This window comes from Nocardia sp. NPDC059180, from assembly GCF_042754945.1.
Lineage (GTDB): Bacteria > Actinomycetota > Actinomycetes > Mycobacteriales > Mycobacteriaceae > Nocardia.
The window spans coordinates 113,622-133,072 of sequence record NZ_JBHZBU010000008.1 but is presented as its reverse complement, the minus strand read 5'-3'; the positions used below and the strand labels follow the sequence as shown (position 1 = coordinate 133,072).

General features: G+C 65.7%; 22 protein-coding genes and 1 tRNA gene. 11 read left to right on the top strand and 12 right to left on the bottom strand.

All coding sequences use genetic code 11. The features are described from left to right. Nucleotides 1-14: 14 nt before the first annotated feature. Entirely contained in the window at nt 15-347 is a 333-nt protein-coding gene (locus ACFXNW_RS23410) for a tyrosine-type recombinase/integrase (RefSeq protein ID WP_379419902.1), read from the top strand. A gap of 43 nt (nt 348-390) precedes the next feature. Here ACFXNW_RS23410 and ACFXNW_RS23405 read toward each other — a convergent pair. From ACFXNW_RS23405 to ACFXNW_RS23390, 4 genes are all read right to left on the bottom strand, one after another. Continuing rightward, nucleotides 391-464 (bottom strand) — tRNA-Pro (locus ACFXNW_RS23405). A 107-nt stretch (nt 465-571) separates the two neighbouring features. After that, complete coding sequence (locus ACFXNW_RS23400; RefSeq protein ID WP_379419901.1) at nt 572-868, bottom strand: hypothetical protein; 297 nt, start codon at nt 866-868, stop codon at nt 572-574. Nucleotides 869-962: 94 nt separating this feature from the next. Further along, the gene (locus ACFXNW_RS23395; protein WP_379419900.1) at nt 963-2,204 is read right to left on the bottom strand and encodes an oxygenase MpaB family protein; all 1,242 of its coding nucleotides are present in this window, start codon (nt 2,202-2,204) and stop codon (nt 963-965) included. 336 nt (nt 2,205-2,540) lie between these two features. Then, nucleotides 2,541-4,214 (bottom strand): acyl-CoA synthetase, encoded by a 1,674-nt coding sequence (locus ACFXNW_RS23390; protein WP_379419899.1) that lies wholly within the window; start codon nt 4,212-4,214, stop codon nt 2,541-2,543. Nucleotides 4,215-4,472: 258 nt separating this feature from the next. On the opposite strand from ACFXNW_RS23390, the gene ACFXNW_RS23385 reads away from it, so the two are divergent. The 5 genes from ACFXNW_RS23385 (at nt 4,473) to ACFXNW_RS23365 (ending at nt 7,837) form a co-directional block, all read left to right on the top strand. Then, nucleotides 4,473-4,679, top strand: a complete 207-nt coding sequence (locus tag ACFXNW_RS23385) for a hypothetical protein (protein WP_379419898.1) — start codon at nt 4,473-4,475, stop codon at nt 4,677-4,679. Between the two features lie 130 nt (nt 4,680-4,809). Then, the gene (locus ACFXNW_RS23380) at nt 4,810-5,631 is read left to right on the top strand and encodes a mycofactocin-coupled SDR family oxidoreductase (protein ID WP_379419897.1); all 822 of its coding nucleotides are present in this window, start codon (nt 4,810-4,812) and stop codon (nt 5,629-5,631) included. Between the two features lie 88 nt (nt 5,632-5,719). Next, entirely contained in the window at nt 5,720-6,349 is a 630-nt protein-coding gene (locus tag ACFXNW_RS23375; protein WP_379419896.1) for a YitT family protein, read from the top strand. A 62-nt stretch (nt 6,350-6,411) separates the two neighbouring features. Then, the gene (locus tag ACFXNW_RS23370; RefSeq protein WP_379419895.1) at nt 6,412-7,254 is read left to right on the top strand and encodes an SAM-dependent methyltransferase; all 843 of its coding nucleotides are present in this window, start codon (nt 6,412-6,414) and stop codon (nt 7,252-7,254) included. A 76-nt stretch (nt 7,255-7,330) separates the two neighbouring features. Continuing rightward, a complete protein-coding gene (locus tag ACFXNW_RS23365; protein WP_379419893.1) occupies nt 7,331-7,837 on the top strand; it encodes a GNAT family N-acetyltransferase in 507 nt (168 codons plus the stop codon). A gap of 145 nt (nt 7,838-7,982) precedes the next feature. On the opposite strand, the gene ACFXNW_RS23360 is transcribed toward ACFXNW_RS23365, so the two are convergent. Beyond that, nucleotides 7,983-8,801 (bottom strand): helix-turn-helix domain-containing protein, encoded by an 819-nt coding sequence (locus ACFXNW_RS23360; protein WP_379419892.1) that lies wholly within the window; start codon nt 8,799-8,801, stop codon nt 7,983-7,985. A 49-nt stretch (nt 8,802-8,850) separates the two neighbouring features. Between ACFXNW_RS23360 and ACFXNW_RS23355 the strand changes: the two genes are divergently transcribed. Next, entirely contained in the window at nt 8,851-9,231 is a 381-nt protein-coding gene (locus ACFXNW_RS23355; protein ID WP_379419891.1) for a nuclear transport factor 2 family protein, read from the top strand. Between the two features lie 75 nt (nt 9,232-9,306). On the opposite strand, the gene ACFXNW_RS23350 is transcribed toward ACFXNW_RS23355, so the two are convergent. After that, nucleotides 9,307-9,918, bottom strand: coding sequence for a TetR/AcrR family transcriptional regulator (locus tag ACFXNW_RS23350; RefSeq protein ID WP_379419890.1), 612 nt, complete (start codon nt 9,916-9,918; stop codon nt 9,307-9,309). 160 nt (nt 9,919-10,078) lie between these two features. On the opposite strand from ACFXNW_RS23350, the gene ACFXNW_RS23345 reads away from it, so the two are divergent. Both ACFXNW_RS23345 and ACFXNW_RS23340 read left to right on the top strand, forming a co-directional pair. Further along, nucleotides 10,079-11,098 carry a crotonase/enoyl-CoA hydratase family protein gene (locus ACFXNW_RS23345; RefSeq protein ID WP_379419889.1) on the top strand — a complete coding sequence of 340 codons (1,020 nt, stop codon included), beginning with the start codon at nt 10,079-10,081 and terminating at the stop codon, nt 11,096-11,098. A 147-nt stretch (nt 11,099-11,245) separates the two neighbouring features. Continuing rightward, complete coding sequence (locus tag ACFXNW_RS23340) at nt 11,246-12,103, top strand: alpha/beta fold hydrolase (RefSeq protein ID WP_379419888.1); 858 nt, start codon at nt 11,246-11,248, stop codon at nt 12,101-12,103. A 43-nt stretch (nt 12,104-12,146) separates the two neighbouring features. Here ACFXNW_RS23340 and ACFXNW_RS23335 read toward each other — a convergent pair whose 3' ends face one another. After that, nucleotides 12,147-12,353: a hypothetical protein gene (locus ACFXNW_RS23335; protein WP_379419887.1), complete on the bottom strand. Its 207-nt coding sequence runs from the start codon at nt 12,351-12,353 to the stop codon at nt 12,147-12,149. A gap of 540 nt (nt 12,354-12,893) precedes the next feature. Between ACFXNW_RS23335 and ACFXNW_RS23330 the strand changes: the two genes are divergently transcribed. After that, a complete protein-coding gene (locus ACFXNW_RS23330) occupies nt 12,894-13,286 on the top strand; it encodes a hypothetical protein (protein ID WP_379419886.1) in 393 nt (130 codons plus the stop codon). A 274-nt stretch (nt 13,287-13,560) separates the two neighbouring features. Here the strand turns inward: ACFXNW_RS23330 and ACFXNW_RS23325 are convergent, their stop codons facing one another. After that, nucleotides 13,561-15,198, bottom strand: a complete 1,638-nt coding sequence (locus tag ACFXNW_RS23325; RefSeq protein WP_379419884.1) for an ABC-F family ATP-binding cassette domain-containing protein — start codon at nt 15,196-15,198, stop codon at nt 13,561-13,563. A gap of 167 nt (nt 15,199-15,365) precedes the next feature. Next, nucleotides 15,366-16,103: a MerR family transcriptional regulator gene (locus ACFXNW_RS23320; protein WP_379420097.1), complete on the bottom strand. Its 738-nt coding sequence runs from the start codon at nt 16,101-16,103 to the stop codon at nt 15,366-15,368. Nucleotides 16,104-16,197: 94 nt separating this feature from the next. Between ACFXNW_RS23320 and ACFXNW_RS23315 the strand changes: the two genes are divergently transcribed. Further along, nucleotides 16,198-16,662, top strand: coding sequence for a DUF6194 family protein (locus ACFXNW_RS23315; RefSeq protein ID WP_379419882.1), 465 nt, complete (start codon nt 16,198-16,200; stop codon nt 16,660-16,662). Nucleotides 16,663-16,670: 8 nt separating this feature from the next. On the opposite strand, the gene ACFXNW_RS23310 is transcribed toward ACFXNW_RS23315, so the two are convergent. Genes ACFXNW_RS23310 through ACFXNW_RS23300 form a run of 3 tightly spaced genes read right to left on the bottom strand, consistent with a single transcriptional unit; the run spans nt 16,671 to nt 19,248 of the window. Beyond that, nucleotides 16,671-17,201: a GNAT family N-acetyltransferase gene (locus ACFXNW_RS23310; protein WP_379419881.1), complete on the bottom strand. Its 531-nt coding sequence runs from the start codon at nt 17,199-17,201 to the stop codon at nt 16,671-16,673. Between the two features lie 29 nt (nt 17,202-17,230). Then, nucleotides 17,231-18,139 (bottom strand): Ku protein, encoded by a 909-nt coding sequence (locus ACFXNW_RS23305; protein ID WP_379419880.1) that lies wholly within the window; start codon nt 18,137-18,139, stop codon nt 17,231-17,233. Next, on the bottom strand, nt 18,139-19,248 hold the full coding sequence (locus tag ACFXNW_RS23300; RefSeq protein WP_379419879.1) for a lycopene cyclase family protein: 1,110 nt from the start codon (nt 19,246-19,248) through the stop codon (nt 18,139-18,141). Before ACFXNW_RS23300 ends, ACFXNW_RS23305 begins: the two co-directional genes overlap by 1 nt. Nucleotides 19,249-19,451 lie beyond the last annotated feature (203 nt).

Sequence of the window (19,451 nt, the reverse complement as noted above, 5' to 3'; positions counted from 1 at the left end):
GGCGAGAAGCGCTGTTGGATGCTCGATTGTTCGTCGGGCCTCGTGGAGGTCGCATCCAGACGGGTGTACTGCGGGATGCAACCCACTGGGACGAGGTTGTGACGAAGCTCGGATACGAGCATCTGCGGCGTCACGATCTCCGGCATACCGGGCTGACCTGGTTTGCGGATGCGGGGGTACCGCTGCATCGGCTTCAGCTGATCGCCGGGCACACCGATCCCAGGATCACGCAGCGGTACCTACACCCGGATATCGCGGCATTGCAGGAGGATGGCAATCAGCTGTCGCGGCACCTGCGGGGTGAGTCTGGCCCCAGATCGGCCCCAACTCTGCGGGTGGCCCAGTAAGAAAAAATCCCCTCCGGTGCAGGTCGGAGGGGATTTTTGTGTGTCGGGCTGACAGGATTTGAACCTGCGACCACTTGACCCCCAGTCAAGTGCGCTACCAAACTGCGCCACAGCCCGTTGCGCCCTTTGTGGGCGCTCGAAGAGATTACCTCAGGGTGTGTCGGCAGAGCTAATCCGCTGGTCAGGGGGTATGTGGCGGGCGTTGTGCGGCCCTCACCCACTCATCAGTACCTCGGAACGCAGGGGTTGGGGAGGGCTGACAATGTGGCGAGGTCGCAGATGCCGCTGGTGAGCATCTGGAAGGGGGTGACGCCTAGGAGGACTATTACTCCGATGATGTCGCCTTGGCCGGCGAGTTCGACGGCGGAGCGGGCGGCTGCTGATCCGGAGTCTGCGGCCGATGATCCGGTTCCGGCCTCGGCGGTGGGTACGGGGGTGGGGGCCGCGGTCCCGGGGGCGGCGGTGCAGATGAGGCCCGCTGTTGCGATCGATGCGGCGGCGAGGTGTAGGGCGGTACGCATCAAGGTGCTCCTTGGTGGTGTGGGGTAGTTGTCGAGGGGATGTGCTTGTGCGCAACGTGATCGAGGGCGTGCGGCACCGGAGGCGCGCCGGAATTCAGCGTGGCGGCTTACTCATATCGCGGTTCATCGTCGGGAGTTCGATGCTGATCGGCATGCGCAGTTCGGACAGGTAGATCAGGGCGGCTTTGCGGAGGAATTCGTCGAGCAGCCAGTAGGGGTCGGCCGCGGGCGGGACGGCGGTGAGGATGCCTTCGCGGACTGCGATGAAGGGGCCCCAGCTGAATCGGAGCAGCGGATCCCACACCGGTTCTCTCGGGATGGCAAGGCCGTCGGCGATTTTGTCGCCGAGCAAGAAGCGGGTGAATGCGCCGAGGACCCCTCTGCTGAGGATGGCGAGGTCGATATTGGCGCCGAGGCCGAGGAGTCGGTCGGCCAGCTTGGCGCCTTCGGGTGTCGCCGCGAGGATGGGGTCGAGGACCTGTGCCGCTTGGGAATTGGCTTCGGGCCACGAGCTGGGGATGTACTCGTCGCGGACGCCGAGCATGTGCCCGGCCACCTGCCAGGAGTGCAGGAATGCTTCCGATTCGTGGGGCGGGATCGGTACTTTCCATGAGGTCAGGTGCTTCATGACGGTGGTGGGCAGGCTGTGCCAGGTGACCATGATGTCGTTCTGGCTGATCGGGATGTCTTCCTGGGCGGAGTGCACCCAGTGCGGGGACTGTGGCAGCAGGTGCCGGACCGCCGCATGGACGAGCCGGGTCTTGACGCAGGTGACGACCATTTCCCCGTCGGGGGCGTAGGCGTTGTTGCTGCCGATGTCGTAGCCGAGCTTGGCGGTTTTGGAGATGCGGTCCTTGAGGTCGTGACCGCCTTTGGAGTAGTAGACCGCCCGCGCTTCCTTGGGAATGACGGTGCTCATCATGCCGCTGGCGAACCCGTACAGCACGCCGAGATACAGTCCGCGCTTCTTGTTGAACTCGATCGCGGTACCCAGTTTGGCCGGGTCGGTCCACTGCGGCAGCTGACGGGCGTATTCCATGAAATCCCGCAACTCCGTGGGCAAACCGTCGGGCACGGGTTGGCCGTTCCTGGTCCAGGTCCGCAACAACTCGTTGACCCGGGGGACTTCACCTCGGTCGATGAGTCCGGCGACCAGATCGTCGGCCTCCGGATCCCAGACGGTCATCGGGTCGGCGCCGGAACCTGATCCGGCGACCGAACCTTCGGGCGACCAGGACCAGGGTTCCGCACGCGCAGGCGAGGCCACCGCAAAGGCGCCGAGCGCGCCCAGGATTCCGCCGGTCTTCAACGCATTACGTCTGTTGAGTCCATCCATGACGTCACTCCTCATCGAGTACGAGCACCCCCGGATTGCGCGGAGGAAGCTGTGAGCTCCGTCGCATTGCGGGAGGAATGGTGAGTAACTTAACAAGGATGGAGTCGTACTGTCAGCATTTTCCCGGAACTAGATGGTCACGTTCGGGAGTCATGGCTGTTGCCTCGAATGCGCACAGGTAAGCACCTGATCTTGGTTGATTCGGTCGCTGCTGTGCCGCGCCTGGTACCGGCTCGTTCGTCGCATTGATTGCGACGAACCGTCCGGTGGGTTGTCCGAGCGGTTCGGTAGAAATCAGTGGTAACTTATCGCTGGAAGGGATTCGTCCCGTTTCACTCAGCTCGCTGGCCCCGCCTTCGGAGATGAGTCCGGCGACTCCACGACCAGCTGCCGGCGCAGCAGCTTTCCGGTCGCATTGCGGGGCAGTTCGGCGATCACGCTGACGTCACGGGGTACCTTGTGCCGCGCCAGGCTCGCCTTGACGTAGTCCTTGATCTCCTGGGGATCCACAGGGGCATCACCGGCCGGGACGACGAACGCGTGCAGGCGCGTACCGAAGTCGCGATCGTCGACACCGATGACCGCCGCCTCGGCGATGTCCGGCCGATCGGTCAGTAGATTCTCCACCTCGAGCGGATAGACGTTCTCGCCACCGGAGACGATCATGTCGTCGTCGCGGCCGTCGATGAACAGGCGTCCGTCGGCGTCGAAATGTCCGACGTCACCGCTGGAGAGGAGTCCGTCGACCATCTCCTTGTTCCTGCCGTCGGTGTAGCCGCTGAAGCTGAGGCCGCTGGAGACGAAGATCGTGCCGATCTCGCCGGGTGTGGTTATCCTGGTGCGGCTTTCGTCGTAGATCGCGACCCGGCATCCCACCGGCGGGCGGCCGACCGTACCGGGGGCGACCCGCATGTCGAGCGGGGTGGCGACCGCGGCGACGGCGACCTCGGTCGAGGCGTAGAGGTTGTAGAGCACATCGCCGAACGCCGCGGCCGTGCGCCGGCTCAGATCGGGTGACACCGACGAGCCGGCGGCGAAGATCACCCGCAGCGAGGACGTGTCGTACCGGGCGAGCACGTCGGGACCGAGGTCGACGATCCGTTGCAGCATGGTGGGCACGAGCACCAGGATGGCCGCGCGATGAGCGGCCACCGCGGCGATTGTCCGTTCGGGATCGAACTTGCGCTGCTGGAAGACGATCGTGTTGCCGAGCGCCCATCCGAGGGTGAACTGTGACAGTCCCGTGCCGTGGAAGATCGGGGCGGCCATGATCATGGTGTTGTCGCGTGGGAGCGGGATCCGGTCGAGGAACTGCGCCGATTGCAGAGGTGAGACCTTTTCGCGGGGAGCGCCTTTCGGTGTTCCGGTGGTCCCGCTGGTCAGGATGACCATGCCGCCCGGTTTTTTCGGCGCGGGCAGTGCGGCGGTCGAATGGCCTGCGATCAGCGAGTCGATGGTTGGCGTGGCGAGGTCGGCATCGGTCGAGTCGACCCATGACAGGAACCGTGCCACCTCGTCGGGAACCGCAGCGAGTGTTCCGAGGAACTCTTCGTCGTGCACGATGGCGCGGATGTGTTCCCGCCGTGCCACGTCGGCGAGTTGAGGTGCGGCGAAGCCGGTGTTGAACAGCACGATTCGGGCGCCGAGTTTGCCCGCCGCGAGCAATGTGAGCACCATGCCGCGGTGATCGCGGCACATGGCGGCGACGGCGTCACCGGGCCCGATACCGGTGGCACCGAGGCCGTTGGCGAAGGCATTCGATTGCGCGTCCAGCTCGTCGAATGTCAGCGGGCCTCGCTCGTCGATGATCGCCACAGCCGTGCCATCCCGGCGGACTCCATGGGCGAGGGTTGTGACAAACGGTCCGTACACCGCCGCATCGCGCATGGTTCGGACGATCTCCCCGGGATGGCGGGGATCGACCATGCCGCGCTTGGTCAGGACGGCGAGTGCGGACAGCGCGTCGGTGACGGTGCGCAGTGCGGTCTGAGACATACCGGGTGTCGCCATCGGTCTTCTCCTTGGAATGTGTACGAAGATTCTTCACTGGTTCAGCGGACATGCAGCTCTGTTTCGTGATTATGTTAATCGTTATTCTCCAATAATGTCGGAGGTTGTCGCGATAGCCGCGCAGTTGGCCGGCATTCGTCGACTACTTCGAGGAAGCCTGCGCGGCCCCAGCTACGGCCGAGTGCGCACAGCGCGGTTCTGGAATCGCAAGTCCTGCGCCCGGATTCCTGGATACCGGCGCATCTGCCAGGTTTCGCGGTGCGGGCCCGGCTGCACGATCGGGCGGCGGATCTGCTCGGTGTGCACCGAACTCGAACCGACCGGCTCGCCTTCCGCGCGTACGCGAAGACGGTCACAGCGGGCACCGCCTTCGCACCACGATCGATGCGGTACCTACCGGGGGCGCGGCTGGCGGCCAAGAACGACCAGACCTATATGGACACCACCTCCGTGACGACCCATTGATGACCGGACCGGCACGATTCCGGACCTCCAACCGGTATCCCCATCCATGGGCGAGGTGCGTTTCGTTGCCGATACCCGTCGTGTCACGATGGCATGACCGGAATCCTCAGCCGAGCTGACAGGGGTCGGAATGGGCAAGCTCGATGGCAAGGTCGCAATCGTCACGGGCGGGGCCCGTGGTCAGGGACGCGCGCATGCGGTGGCTTTGGCTAGCGAGGGGGCCGACATCGTGGTCTGTGATGTCGCCGAGCAGATCGGTAGCGTGCCCTATCCGCTGGCCACGGCTCGGGATGTGGAAGACACCGCTGAACTCGTGGATGAGGCCGGGCGCCGGTGCCTGACGGTGCAGGCCGACGTGCGGAGTCAGGAACAGATGAACGGAGTCGTCGAACAAGCCCGTTCGGAGTTCGGCCGCGTCGATATCTTGATCGCCAACGCAGGCATTGCGTCGAGTGCGCCCATCGCCGAGATGGATGAGCGGATGTGGCGCGACATGATCGAGGTGAACCTCACCGGCGTCTTTCACAGCTTCCGTGCCGTAGTGCCGCACATGATCGAACAACGCAGTGGCCGCATCGTGGCGACATCGTCGATCGCGGCGCGGATGGGGACCACCAACGCCGGGCACTACGCCGCGGCGAAATGGGGTGTGCTCGGGTTGGTGAAGTCGTTGTCGTTGGAGGTCGCGCAGTTCGGCATCACGGTCAACGCTGTCCTGCCCGCCGGGGTGCAGACCGACATGATCATGAATCCGGCCACTTACCGGCTGCTGTTGCCCGACATCGAGAATCCGACCGAAGCGGACGCGATGGCGATGTTCGAGGCAGGCGGCGGACTCATCCAACCCGAGGATGTCGCCGAGGTCATCCTGATGCTGGTCGCCGACTCCGGACGACATTTCAACGGGGAGGCGATCACCATCTCCGATGGCCTCAGCGCCAACACGACCTGAAGTTTGCGACAGCTGGTCTGCCAGAAAGAAGTCCAGATACTTCCTACTGGATATGGAAAGTAGGTCCAGTTCTGGCCATGCTGGGCGAATGGTTCGTCGTCTGGTCGCGTTGTACGCGGGGTTGTGGCTGTACGGGTTTTCTATGGCCGTCATGGTGCGGGCGGGGCTCGGATTGGATCCCTGGGATGTCTTCCATCAGGGCGTGACCGGGCATGTGCCGCTGAGTTTCGGTGTGGTGACCGCGCTGACGGGCCTCGTGGTGTTGCTGGCGTGGATTCCGTTGCGGCAACGGCCGGGCCTGGGCACGGTGAGCAATGTCGTGGTGATCGCGGTGTCGGTGGATGTGGGGCTGTGGATGCTGCCGTCGTGGGAATCGCTGCCGGTGCGGGTCGGGGCCATGGGCGCGGCGGTAGTGCTCAACGCGGTGGCGACGGTGCTCTATATCGGTGCCGGGATGGGGCCAGGGCCGCGGGATGGCCTGATGACGGGTTTGGTTCGGCGCACAGGATTGTCGGTCCGGTTGGTGCGGACGGCGATCGAGGTCGTGGTGCTGTCCACAGGGTGGTTGCTCGGCGGCTCGGTCGGCATCGGCACCCTGGTGTACGCGTTCGGCATCGGTCCGCTGATTCAGGTGTTGATACCGGTTGCGGATCGCTGGTTGCCGGGGTTCGGGGAGGCCCGCGCCGACGAACCGGAACCGGTCCCATCGACCGCGTAATGGGTTGTGCGTACACGAGGTTGGCCGACGGCCTACGATGTGCGCACGGGAGATCTGCGTCGATGGGAGACGTGATGTACGACAGTGCGGGCGTGGTGGATCCGAACACGCCGAGTATCGCGCGGGTATACGACTACCTGCTCGGCGGTAAGGACAACTATCCGGTCGATCAGGAGATCGGCGACCACTTCAAGATCAACCTGCCCGGTTCGGTGGCCATCGCCTTCGGCAACCGGCAGGCCTTGGTGCGTGGAGTGCGCGATATCGCCCGCAGCGGCGTCAAGCAGTTCATCGACCTGGGCAGCGGGCTCCCGACCGCCGACAACGTGCACCAGATCGCGGCCCGATACACCGACGGCGCGAAAGTGGTCTACGTCGACAACGATCCGATCGTCCTCGCACACGGTCGTGCCCTGCTGGCCACCGATAACAACACCACCGTGGTGCAGGCGGACGTGCGTGAGCCGGAGCGGATCCGCGATAACGACGAAGTGGCGCGGCTGATCGATTTCGACGAGCCGGTCGCTGTCGTGTTCAGCGCGATCCTGCACCACCTCAACGACGACGAGGACCCGATCGGCATCGTGTCCTACTGGCGCGACCAGATCCCGTCCGGCAGCCAGGTTTTCATTTCGCATTTCCGCTCCGGCGGCAATGCGGAGACCGAAGCGGCCGAGCAGAAGTTGCAGTCGACGTTCGGCCGTGGCCGCTGGCGCACCGACGACGAGATCCGTACCCTGTTCGCCGATCTCGAGATCCTCGAGCCGGGGATCGTGCCCGCGGTCACCTGGCGTCCGGACACGCCGGACGAGTCCGATACTTCGATCAGCACCATCGGTACACCGGAAAGAGAACTGACGGTATGGGATCAGCTGATCTCGGCCGGCCTCGCCCGCAAGCCCTGAGTCTTTCGGCACTTCTCGAGGCGGCGCGCCGACTCGGCACTTGTCCGAGCGGCGTGTCTGTGCTGATCATGATCAGGTGTTGATTTCTGATGGGGCGATCGGGCTACGGCAGATCACCGTGGCCGATGCGCAGGCGCATCTGGCGGGGGAGGACGCGGAGTCGGCCCGATGGCGTGATGCCGGCGCAGGCACGATCCACACCGTGACCACGCATTTCCGGCATTGTGTCGCCCAATGGGAGACCAACGGCTCGAGTAAGACCTTCGCGGTGGTGACCGCCGAGGACGGCGTCCTGGTGGGGACGCTGGACATCCAGATTGCCCAGGACTATCTGGCCGTCGGGCAGGCGAACGTGGCCTACGGCATCTACCCGCAGTTCCGCCGCCGTGGTCTTGCGGCCCGTGCGGTGGTGCTGGCCTGCCGCTATATCGCCGCGCACGATCTCGCCGACGAGGCCGTGCTGCGAATCGACCCCGCGAACAAGGCCTCGGTGGCGGTGGCGCACCGAGTCGGCTTCGCCTATCACCACACCACCAACGATTCGGATGAGGGCACGCTCGACTGGTTCATCCAGGCGGTCTGAGTCGGTCCCGGCGGTGATCAGCGCCGCAGCGCTGTGCGCGCCAGACAGCTGCCTAGAAACTACAGCACGTGCCTTTGCCCGCGCCGGAATAGCCGATCACGCCGAAGATCTCACCGCGTTCGGTTTCAGGTTGCCGGGTGGACTGTCATCCGGACTCGGCGAGCGCACGCAGATGGCTCGCGGTGCCGGGATCGGCGGGGAAGTATGCCTCCACAGCGATGTCGTCGAGCGTCACGTCGAAGGCCGCGCCGAAGGTGGTGATGGTATTGAACAGGCGCAGCACGGTGCCGCGGTGCTCGAGCTCGATGGGCAGTGCGATATCGGCGGTATCGATGCGAACGGGACCCGGCTCCCCGAAGGCGGCCAATTCCCGGTAGAGGTCGGTCAGGTCCGCGTCGCCGGTCTGCGCGGCCTGCCGGGCCAGGCGGGGGAGCAGGAACGCGCGTACTCGGTCGAGGTTGCGCAGCCGGTTGGCGAAGCCCTTCGGATGCAGGCCCACGCGCATCATGTTGATCGGGGGCGACAGCAGTTCCGGGTCGACGCCGTCGAAGAAGACCTCGGCCGCACTATTGGCGAACAACATGTTCCACTTGTGGTCGACCGCCAGCGCCGGATACGGCATATGACCGTCGACGATGCGCCGCAGCGCGGTATGCGCGGCGGCGAGCTCCGGATCGTCGAGGGAGTGCTGCCGGTAGGCCGGTGCGTGCCCGGCGGCGATGAGTAGCCGATTACGTTCTCGCAGTGGGATGTTCAACTGGTCGGACAGCCGCAGCACCATGGTCGAGCTCGGCACGGTGCGTCCGGTCTCGACGAAACTGACATGCCTGCTCGAGACGCCTGCCCGCACCGACAACTCGAGCTGGCTGAGCCCGCGCCGCAGGCGCCACTCCCGCAGCAGCTCACCGGCTCCGCGCTGATCGTGCACCGGATCAGTATCGCCCGGATCCCCGGGCGTGACCATTACATGGCAGGTAATCGACAGGCTCCGGCTGCGGTGCGACGGTGGCCGCATGACCAACAGCGACATCGCCCTGCGAAACAAACAACTGATACTCGACGGGTTGGCGCGCTTCGCCGCCGGTGATATCGAGGTGCTGCGCGAACTGCTGCACCCGGATTTCATCGAACACAGCCCCGGCAATCCTTCGGGCCGAGACGCGTTCGTCGATTTCATCGGCGAGGCGCCGGTGGCGTCGGCGCACCTCGACATCAAACGTGTTATCGCGGACGCGGACTACGCGGTCGTGCACTATCACATGGTCACGGCCGATGATCCGCGTGGCGTGGCGGTCACCGATATCTGGCGGATGGTGGAGGGTCTGATCACCGAGCATTGGGATGTGGTCCAGGCGGTGCCGGACGCGGGGGAGATTCCGCACGGCATGTTCTGAATGCGGGTGGTGTGAGCGGGGCTGCCAGGTGGCAGGCGGGCACAGATTCCGTGCCGACTGCGACACCCGGGAATGTCAGCGGGAGTCGACGGCGGCGTCCGTGGTGAGCAAGGTCCGGATCGTGTCTGCCCAGTAGTGGATTGTGCGTGCCTCGGTTTGAGCGGAGGTTCGCAGGGGGCGTGCGGCCGTCACTCCGCGGAGCATGGCGATGGTGAGGTCGCGGATGGCGGGGTAGCGCGAGTGGGTGGTGATCTCCTGGCCGAACAGGGTGTCGATGACGCGGTCGAGGTCGCGGCCGGCGCGGCGTTCGGAGTCTCGCAGGACTGTCGCCAGGGCCGGGTCGGTGCGTGCTGCGGCCCAGAGCTCTAATTCGGCCTGCGCCGGAGGGCGCGTCATCGTTTCGAGTAGTGCTGTCAGGGTGCGGTCGACGGGGTCTGCGGAGGCTCCGATGGTCTCGGCGGCTTCGCGGGCCGCGAGCTCGTTGAGCTGAACCAGGTGCTCCACCAGGGCTGCGATGAGGGTGTGGATGGTGGGGAAGTGGTGCAGCAGGGCGCCTCGGCTGAGCCCGGCCGCCTCCTGTACCGCAACGGTCGACAGCCCGGCATAACCCCGTTCGACCAGGAGATGTGTCGCGGTATCCAGGATCCGGGTACGGGTGGCTGTGCGTTGTTGCTCGCGGGTAGGCATCGCGATAACCCCTCGATGATCGGCGACGACAGAGTTTCACAGTCACTATTGACTGTCAATGGTGTGATGGGACAGGCTGCTCGGTAGCGACGCAGCGGTCCTCGGTGTGGGCAGTGTTCACCTGGCCCCGGTGGCGAGTCCTTCCGTGAAAGGAAAACCAATGTCCGACAAGCAATCACATTCCGGTACCCGGCCTGCGGCGTGGTATGAGAACTGGACCGAAGGGCCGCAGTCGCCCTGGCGGGATCGGCCGGATCCCGCCGACGAGCACGAATACGCGACATTGACCTACGTGCGTGACGGACGTATCGCGCGGCTGACATTCAATCGGCCGGACAAGGGCAACACCATCACGCCGGACACCCCACGCGACCTGGCGCATGCGGTGGAACGCGCCGACCTCGACCCGCGCGTGCATGTCATTCTCCTCTCCGGGCGCGGCAAGGGCTTCTGCGGCGGATACGACCTGGATCTGTTCGCCGAACAGGGTTTCGCCACCACCGACGGCCCTGACGAGGTCACCGGCACGGTGGTGGACCCGGTCGTCAACGCGATCAACCACAACCCGTGGGACACCTGGGATCCGATGATCGACTACGCGATGATGAGCCGATTCAACAGGGGTTTCGCCAGCCTCATGCAGGCGAACAAGCCGACCGTGGCGAAGCTGCACGGCTTCGCCATCGCGGGCGGCACCGATATCGCGTTGTACGCCGACCAGATCATCTGCGCCGACGACACCAAGATCGGCTACCCGCCCACTCGTACCTGGGGGATACCGGCCGGCGGGATGTGGGCGCATCGGCTCGGCGACCAGCGCGCCAAACGGCTGCTGTTCACCGGAGACTGCCTCAGTGGCAAGCAGGCCGAGGAGTGGGGGCTTGCTGTCGAATCCTGCCCGGCCGACGAGCTGGACGAACGCACCGAGGATCTGGTCGGACGGATCGCGCGGATGCCGGTCAATCAGCTGATGATGGCCAAGCTCGCCCTGAACTCCGCATTGAACTCGCAAGGCGTGACCAACTCCGGGATGATCAGCACCGTCTTCGACGGCATCTCCCGGCATACACGCGAAGGTTATGCGTTCCAGCTGCGGGCCGCCACCGTCGGCTTCCGTGAAGCCGTCCGTGAGCGTGACGAGCCGTACGGCGACTACAAGCGCGCTCAGTTCGAGCGCTGAACGCTGTTCTCGGCGATCGAACTCTCGACGCATCTGGATGATCGCTCAACCGCCGTCAACGGTGGTATCGGCGTCGGGCGGCAGCGTTCCCGCGGGATGCGATGAGTTTCCGGTGCAGGTGTCGTCACTGCATATATGGAGACACGTGTGCTCGAGACCGCCGAAGCCGACATCGCCTACGACGTGTACGGTCCGGTACCCGCCGCCGACGGGCGCCCGCCGTTGCTCATGATCGGCCAGCCTATGGATGCCAGCGGGTTCGTCGCGCTGGCGTCGCATTTCCCCGACCGAACGGTGGTCGCCTACGACCCGCGAGGTCTGGGCCGTAGCGTCCGCAAGGACGGGCGGGTCGACAATTCTCCGCTCGTGCAAGCCGAGGACGTGCACGCGCTGATCGAGGCGCTCGGCGCAGGCCCGGTCGAACTCTTCGCCAGCAGCGGCGGCGCGATCACGGCGCTCGCGTTGGTTGCGGCCAATCCGCTGGATGTGTCGACCCTGGTCGCCCATGAGCCGCCGCTGATCACTGTGTTGCCCGATGCGAAAGCGGCCGGTCGTGCGCAGTCCCGGACGCACGATGCGTATGTGGCCAGGGGGTTCGGCGCCGGGATGGCGGAGTTCATCGCGATGACGTCGTGGCGGGGCGAGTTCACCGAGAAGTACTTCGCCGAGCCTGCGGCCGACCCGGCCCAGTTCGGTCTCCCCGCCGCCGACGACGGTTCCCGCGACGACCCGTTGCTGTCGGACCGCTCATGGGCGGTCACCAGCTATCGGCCGGACGCGGCCGCCCTGGCCGCGGCGCCGACTCGCATCGTGATCGCCGTCGGCGAGGAATCGCTCGGCGTCATGACCGGACGCACCGCAGTCGCCACCGCCGAGTTCCTGGGTCAGCAGGCGACGGTGTTCCCGAGCCACCACGGAGGTTTCCTCGGCGGCGAGTACGGCTATGCCGGGCAGCCGGAGGCGTTCGCGCACACGTTGCGGGAAGTGCTCGACGATAAGCACTGACGCGATCGATCATCGCGCGCACGGCCCAGTGGCCGGGCGCGCCCTACTCCCACAGCGGGTCGGGTAGCAAGCCTTCGGAGGCGCGGAAACGCCGGGCGAATCCGGCGAGCAGATCTTGTGACTCGGGGGACAGGTCGACGGCCAGCTGCATCAGCCGCCGAAAATGTGGGTCGGAGAACTCGCTGACCAGATCCGGCTGCGCCGCGTCGGGGCGTGGACCAGTGGCATAGGAATCCGGCACTGCACCCACTTCAACGCTCCCGATCGTCTAGTTGCTGTAAGTAACATACCGGCAAACCGGGCAAAATGCCGGAGATATCGAGTTTTCAGCGTCGGTGCGTTGCCTGAGAAGTATTGGCCATAGCACTGTTTCGCGTTCACAACCTCCCCATCCGTGGTGATGGCTGCGCCTGGGGCAGCCAGCTCGATTGATGCGCGGGGCGACAGCGGCGGCGATGCGCGCGGCGGAGAGCGCGGGTTTGCCGCGCGGCCAGCATACGATCGGCTACCGAGTGGCGGTTCGGGTCGGCGATGTGGTCGGCGGCAGTGCGTCGACTCCGGCTAGCCGGCACACACGCCATCGGCGTTTGGCCGGACAGTCGACGCCGCAGATGGATTCGGAGCTTTGTGCCGATGAATGCGACAACTGGAAGCGCGCGGTCGCGCTCACCTTCGGCTGGTCGCGTTCGAAGCGGGCCCGGGGTACTGACCGCTGAGAGCGCCGATGTGGCCGGGTCACGGGTTTGTTAGCGTTCCTTCTTTGTCGGTACTGCTCTATCGAAGGACAAACGTGCACAAGCTCCTCTTCGTTGCCGCGGTCGTCGCTGCCGCGCTCAGCATGACCGCATGCAGCGATGACAACTCGACTGCCGAATCTCCCGCTACCTCGGAAATCTCGCCGAGTAAGGTTGCCGAGTCCACCACTGCGTCGACCACCTCGCCGAGCGCGGTTGCCGGCGGCGAGGTGATCCTCATCGACCCCGATGGCAACGAGTGGGATCGGTCCCGAGCAGTGAGCGAATCCGCGGAAATGGCGAAGGCGATCAAGCAGAGCGGTGGAACTCTCGACGAGAGCTTCTGCGAGCAGGGCTACACCGAGGGCATCAAGGACGGCGGCAAGTTCCCATCCGGCAAGCAGGCGTGGATGGACGCCTGCCAGGAGGGTGTGCGCCAGGCAGGCTGACCGGCGTTGCGCGGGCGGATCGAGTGCGCGGGAGCCTGCGAAGGCTGAACTGGCAAAAGATGCTGCCGGACAACCGATTTCTCGTTGATGCGACGGTGGAGGGCAGGGTGCCATTTCTCAGCGCCGCAGGTATCACGCTCGCCGTATTGATCGGGTCTGGCGGCCACAAGGAGAGCGGCGGCGAAAACGCCAGAGGCGTTGCGGGCCGAGCTCGCTGCCTGAGGCGAGGGTACGGCGCCGACGGCCGTACCCTCGGGTCCTCGCTACCCGGCGATCAGCTCGGTTCGGGTGCGGCGACCTCGCGGAGACGGCCGTCGGACAGCTCCAGCCAGCGCTCGACCCTGATATCGGCGAGGAAGCGTTCGTCGTGGCTCACCACGACGAACGCCCCGCGATAAGCGTCCAGCGCACTGACCAGCTGGCCGACGCTGACCAGATCGAGATTGTTGGTCGGCTCGTCGAGCAACAGCAACTGTGGCGCCGGATCGGCGAACAGCACACACACCAGAGTGGCGCGCAACCGTTCACCGCCGGACAGGGCGCCGACGGGCAACTGGACGCGGGTGCCGCGGAACAGAAAGCGCGCCAACAGATTCATTCGCTGCGCATCGGGCAGGTTCGGGGCGAACGCGGCAAGATTATCGGCGACGCTGCGGTCCAGATCGAGCAGGTCGAGTCGCTGTGACAGGTAGGCGACTCGACCTTCGGCGCGGCTGATCGACCCGGCTTCGGGAACCATCTCGCCGTGAATGAGGCGCAGCAGGGTGGATTTGCCCGCGCCGTTGGGGCCGGTCAAGGCGATCCGTTCGGGTCCGCGGATGGCCAGATCGGCGCCGTCATCGGCGAAGATCTCGCGGTCGCCGAACCCGAACCGCATCCGTTCCCCAAGGAACACGGTCCGCCCGGCCGGTACATCGGTACCGGGTAGTTCGAGGGCGATCTTCTGTTCGGCCCGCAGCGTCCGCCCGGCCTCGTCGAGCTTGGATTTGGCGGCGTCCACCCGGGCGCTGTGTGTTTCGTCGGCCTTACCCGCCGATTCCTGGGCGTTGCGTTTCATTGTCCCGGCGAAGATCTTCGGCAACCCCGCATTACCGATGTTGCGGGCGGCAGTGCTCGCCCGGCGTGCGGCGCGCTCCCGCGCTTGCTGCAACTCGCGTTTCTCGCGCTTGACCTCCTGTTCGGCGGTGCGGATGTTCTTCTCGGCGATCTCGCGCTCGGCCCGGACGGCTTCTTCGTAGTCGGTGAAATCGCCACCGTAGAAACGTATGTCGCCGCTGTGGAGCTCGGCGATGCGATCCATCCGGTCGAGTAGCGCGCGGTCGTGACTGACCAGCAGTAGGCAGCCGTTCCAGTCACCGAGCACGTCGTAGAGCTTGCGCCGGGCCGCGAGGTCGAGGTTGTTTGTCGGTTCGTCGAGCAGCAGAACATCGGGCCTGCGCAGCAGCTGCGCCGCGAGCCCGAGCGAAACGATCTGACCACCGCTGAGCGTGTGCAGACGGCGGGTGAAAGGGATGTCGCCGAGACCGAGCCGGTTGAGCTGGGCGCGGGTGCGTTCCTCGATATCCCAGTCGGTGCCGATCGTGGTGAAGTGCTCCTCGCCGGTGTCGCCGGATTCCACGGCGTCGAGGGACGCGAGTATCGGTGCGATACCGAGGATTTCGGCGACGGTGAGATCACCGGTCAGCGGCAGGGTCTGCGGTAGATAGCCGAGCACGCCGTCGACGGAGACACTGCCCCCGACCGGACGAAGGTCTCCCGCGATCAGGCGCAGCAGGGTGCTTTTACCGGCGCCGTTCGGCGCGACGAGGCCGGTCCGGCCGCCAGGAACGCTGAACGACAGGTCCCGGAACACCGGGGTGTCGTCGGGCCATGTGAAAGTGAGGGTGGAGCAGACGATATACGCATCGGACATAGATGAGACCTCAGCTGTCGGCGGGCGCGTGTTACGCGGCTTCCGCGGATGGGTAGACGAACGACGACATGGCCACGACAGCGGCGCCGCGCGCCTGCTGGTGGCCGTCAGAGCCGGGTAACCCCGGAAATGTCGAGTTCACCTACCATGCCGGTACTCCTCTGCGATTACTCCCGATCGACGATAGCAGCCGAAACTGCGTCCTCCGCAGATATGCGGGTCAGCAAAAGGACGACGCTGAGCGCGACGGCGGCCTCGAGCAGGGCATGGGAACGGTCTGTGATGCTCGCCTCGCGTGCCGCCAGTGCCGCTGCGATGTCCTCGGATCGGTGGCCGCGCGGCAGGTTCGGGACCAGGGCGCGCAAGGTGTCGATGCGGTATCCGGCGCTACGCAACTGATGGATGATGCGGGCATCGCGTACTTGGGCGGGGGAGTAGCGCCGGGCTCCCCTGGCGGTGACGCGGTCGGGAACAACCAACCCTTCGGCGTCCCAGTGTCGCAAGGTCGACGGGCGCACGCCTAGCGCCGCGGCCAGCTCCGACACGCTCATCGCATCCGTCGGCCGGACGTCGGTGATCGGTTCGGCGGAGATCGCCGCGGCGGCGTCCTTCGCCAACCGCAGGTCGGTGCGTTCGCGGTCGAGCCGGGCGTGTGCGGCGTCGAGCCGGGCGAGTGCCTCGCCGACCGGAGCCCGGTGGACCGCGCGCATGATGTGTTTGGCCTCGACCGGCCCGACGCCCGCGGCCAGTGCACGATAGGCAAGCGCGCACCGCAGATGGATCTCGCCGTAGCTGCGGTAGCCCGCGGTGGAGCGGGTCGCCGGCGGCATGACGCCGCTGCGCTCCAGGTTGCGTACCTGCTGTACGGAATAACCGGCCGAACGCGCGACATCGACCGTCCGCATCGATGAATGGAGAGTTGACACCTACAGTTCCTCGACTACCTGCGGAATTCTCTGACAAAGTCTCCACAAGCACTTTAATGAAACGCTGGAGCACATGACCATCGACGAGATCATCGACTTCGTAGCGAGCCTCGACGGCGTACTCACCCTCCGCCCGGGCCCCGGCGACGGATCACCCGAGATCGCATGGGGCGATAGCTTCTTCTACTACTCACCCAGCGGGGTCGTCCCGACCACGACGCAGCCCTTCGCCACGATCGTGACCAAGAACTACCCGGGCGATGAGAAATCCGGACTCGACCGGCCGGAGGCGTACCGCGTCAATATCGCGGCGGGTAGGGAGCTGTTCATCCGCTGGACCGGCCACTCACCGCGCGAAACGGACGCGGGCGTCGACTTCGCGGTTACGGATGCCGTGCTGGCCCATCCTGTCTACGGCACCGCAGGTTGGCTTGCGGTGGTGAACCCCGGGCCACGGACCGGTGAGACGGTGTATGAGCTGCTGCGAGTCGCCTACGACCGCGCGCGTTCGCGTCACGAACGCCGCGCCGACAGCTGAGTGGTCTGTCAGCGGCGCAGACGTCCGGTACGGGCGAGGTTGCGTTTGATCGACGGCGACAGGTCGGGGGATTCGGCGTCGATGTCGGGTTCGGCCGGATCGGCGCGGACGAACAGCGTGATGGTGGTCGAGGCGCCGAAACCGTTGCGCGACATCAGTTTCGCCGACGCCTCATTGCTCGATTCGACATCGGTGACGATGCGGCGGGCACCGCGTTCGAACAGCGCGTTGCAGCAGGCTTCGACGAGCCTGCCCGCGATTCCGTGGCCCTGCATATCCGGGGCGACGGCGATCCATTCCAGATAGCCCCAGTCGTCACGCAGTTCGAATTCCATGGATCCGAGCACGAACCCGACCACCCGATCGGAGTCGAGCGCGACCCAGCACGCGTTGTCGGGGCTGTCGAGATGCTCGGCGACCGAGGTCAACGACCAGGAGGTGTAGGGCTTGACGGTGGTGTCGTAGACCTCGTGACCGAGGTCGAGAACCTGGCGGAGATGGCCGAGGCCCATGGGGACGATCGCGATGGCGGGGTCCATGCGAACAGTTTGCCAGCGGTGTGCGCGATTCAGGCGCCTTTGCGGGTGGCTGTCTTCTTGGCCGTCGTTTTCTTGGCGGGGGCGCGTTTGCTCGCGGTCTTTGTCGCTGCGGTTTTCTTCGCCGGTGCCGCACGCTTCTTGCCGTCGTCGGAACGGCGGCCGCTGGCTTCCAGGCTGCGTTGCAATGCGGCGACCAGATCCACGACTTCGGCGTCCTGAGCGGCGGGTTCGGCCTCGGGCTGTTCGGCGACCTTGCCGGTGCCGCTGGCAATGGCCTCGTCGAGCACCCGTTTGAGCTCGATCTGATATTCGTCGGTGAACTCGCCCGGATCGAAATCCTCCGACATGGAATCGACCAGCGTCTCGGCCATCTTGATTTCCTGCGGGCGAGGCGCGGTCGCATTCTCCAGCGATTCGAACGACACCGAGCGCACCTCGTCCGGCCACAGCAGCGTCTGTAGCACCAACATGCCTTCGCGTACCCGCAGTGCCGCCAGACGCGTCTTCTGCCGGAGCGTGAAATGCACCAGTGCGGTGCGTTCGATGCGTTCCAGGGTGGCGGCGAGCAGCACGTAGGCCTTGGGGGTGGTCGAATCGGGTTCGAGATAGTAGGTCTTGTCGAACAGGATCGGGTCGATCTGATCGCTCGGCACGAATTGCAGCACCGGGATTTCGTGTTTCTCGGCGACCGGCAGTTTCGAGAAATCCTCGTCGGTCAGGATCACCTTGTCGCCATCGGGTGATTCGTAGGCCTTGTCGATATCGGCGTACTGCACCGAATTCCCGCAGACCGAGCAGACACGGTCGTATTTGATCCGGCCGCCGTCCTTGGCGTGGACCTGATGGAATCTGATGTCATGATCCTCGGTGGCGGTGTAGACCTTCACCGGGACGTTAACCAGCCCGAACGCGATCGAGCCTTTCCAGATTGACCGCATCACTCCATCATGGACGAACCTCGCCGACCGCGCTCGCTAACCGGTAACCGGAGTGTCGCTGCCGCGATCCGGATCTGTAGTGGGCGCGGTAGTCGCGCGAAAAGTGTGCGCATGGCGGAGATGGTGCCCGTCGCGTCGGTGCGGCCGGACAGATATGCCCGCTGCAATTCGGGCGGGAGGTCGAAGAAGGCGTCGAAGAATATGGGCAGATCGGCCGGTGGGAGTGTCAGCAGGGCGCGCAGCCCGGCTTCGCGCAACCCGTGTACGACGCGGGACTTCGGCGGCCACGGCGAGTCTCCCGCGGCGACGGTATCCGCGGCGGTGAGGGCGGCGGCGACGCTATAACCGGTGGCCTGATGAATGAATCCGCCGGCCGCGCCGAATCTGAATCTTCCCGGCCTGCCGCCGGTGACCGGGAACCGCACCCGCTCGACGCGCTCGCTTCCGCCGACGGGGATGCCGCGCGCACGTAAACGCTGGTGCAGGCGGTCGGCGAGTTCGGTCGGGCCGAGTGCTGGGCGCCCGGCCAGGCAGGTCTCTTCCAGCAGCATGGAGTCCTGGCCGAGCGGTACCGCGTAGAGAAACGACCGTGGCGCCTCGGCCGGGGCGCCGTTGTCGAGGCACCAGTCCATGAACAGCGATGTCATCCCTGCGCACCGGTCGGCATCGACAACGATGCCGTAGGCGGTCTGCTCGGCGCGCGAGGGTGAGCGGGCCAGCCCACGTGCATCGATGACACGCTCGGCCCGGAGCACCGCTCCGGACGCCAGGGTTACCCCGTCGCGAGTGAGGGCTATCGCGCGATCGGTGTACACCTCGGCACCGGCGATATCGAGTGACTCCCGCAGCCGTTCGGTGTCGAGCACGGCGTAGCGGCGATCGATATGGTGCGTACGGATACCTCGAGCAATGGGGCGATCGACGGTTGCCGCGATGATCCGGCGATCGAGCCATACCGGCAGTTCGTCGGCCCAGGCGGCGTAGGTCGCAGTCCAGCTCCGCTTGGGCGCCGGATCCACTACCGCGACCGACAACCCCCGGATCAGGCACCGATGCGCCAGCGCCCGACCCGCCGGGCCCAACCCGCATACGAGAACATTCAGGGTCATCGCTGCACCCTGCCGGAGGTCGTGCAGTCGGACGCCGCATGCGGCGCCACTCGACGGTGCGCGCCATCCGGACACCATGCCGTGGTGAACCGGGCGGTGTCGGCGCGGACGGGCACGGCGGGTCCTTCCCTATCAGTGGCGATGGCAGCCTACTGAGCCGCGCGCACGCGGCGGGAGGTCGGGGCTCGGGCGCGACCTCCCGG

What these genes read in the sequence shown, in the direction of transcription:
- ACFXNW_RS23380 (WP_379419897.1), top strand. Translation starts at nt 4,810, where the DNA reads ATGGGCAAGCTCGATGGCAAGGTCGCAATCGTCACGGGCGGGGCCCGT.
- ACFXNW_RS23320 (WP_379420097.1), bottom strand. Translation starts at nt 16,103, where the DNA reads ATGCGGACGGTCGATGTCGCGCGTTCGGCCGGTTATTCCGTACAGCAG.
- ACFXNW_RS23355 (WP_379419891.1), top strand. Translation starts at nt 8,851, where the DNA reads ATGACCAACAGCGACATCGCCCTGCGAAACAAACAACTGATACTCGAC.
- ACFXNW_RS23400 (WP_379419901.1), bottom strand. Translation starts at nt 868, where the DNA reads ATGCGTACCGCCCTACACCTCGCCGCCGCATCGATCGCAACAGCGGGC.
- ACFXNW_RS23390 (WP_379419899.1), bottom strand. Translation starts at nt 4,214, where the DNA reads ATGGCGACACCCGGTATGTCTCAGACCGCACTGCGCACCGTCACCGAC.
- ACFXNW_RS23370 (WP_379419895.1), top strand. Translation starts at nt 6,412, where the DNA reads ATGGGAGACGTGATGTACGACAGTGCGGGCGTGGTGGATCCGAACACG.
- ACFXNW_RS23345 (WP_379419889.1), top strand. Translation starts at nt 10,079, where the DNA reads ATGTCCGACAAGCAATCACATTCCGGTACCCGGCCTGCGGCGTGGTAT.
- ACFXNW_RS23300 (WP_379419879.1), bottom strand. Translation starts at nt 19,248, where the DNA reads ATGACCCTGAATGTTCTCGTATGCGGGTTGGGCCCGGCGGGTCGGGCG.
- ACFXNW_RS23375 (WP_379419896.1), top strand. Translation starts at nt 5,720, where the DNA reads ATGGTTCGTCGTCTGGTCGCGTTGTACGCGGGGTTGTGGCTGTACGGG.
- ACFXNW_RS23315 (WP_379419882.1), top strand. Translation starts at nt 16,198, where the DNA reads ATGACCATCGACGAGATCATCGACTTCGTAGCGAGCCTCGACGGCGTA.
- ACFXNW_RS23395 (WP_379419900.1), bottom strand. Translation starts at nt 2,204, where the DNA reads ATGGATGGACTCAACAGACGTAATGCGTTGAAGACCGGCGGAATCCTG.
- ACFXNW_RS23350 (WP_379419890.1), bottom strand. Translation starts at nt 9,918, where the DNA reads ATGCCTACCCGCGAGCAACAACGCACAGCCACCCGTACCCGGATCCTG.
- ACFXNW_RS23305 (WP_379419880.1), bottom strand. Translation starts at nt 18,139, where the DNA reads ATGCGGTCAATCTGGAAAGGCTCGATCGCGTTCGGGCTGGTTAACGTC.
- ACFXNW_RS23325 (WP_379419884.1), bottom strand. Translation starts at nt 15,198, where the DNA reads ATGTCCGATGCGTATATCGTCTGCTCCACCCTCACTTTCACATGGCCC.
- ACFXNW_RS23310 (WP_379419881.1), bottom strand. Translation starts at nt 17,201, where the DNA reads ATGGACCCCGCCATCGCGATCGTCCCCATGGGCCTCGGCCATCTCCGC.
- ACFXNW_RS23360 (WP_379419892.1), bottom strand. Translation starts at nt 8,801, where the DNA reads ATGGTCACGCCCGGGGATCCGGGCGATACTGATCCGGTGCACGATCAG.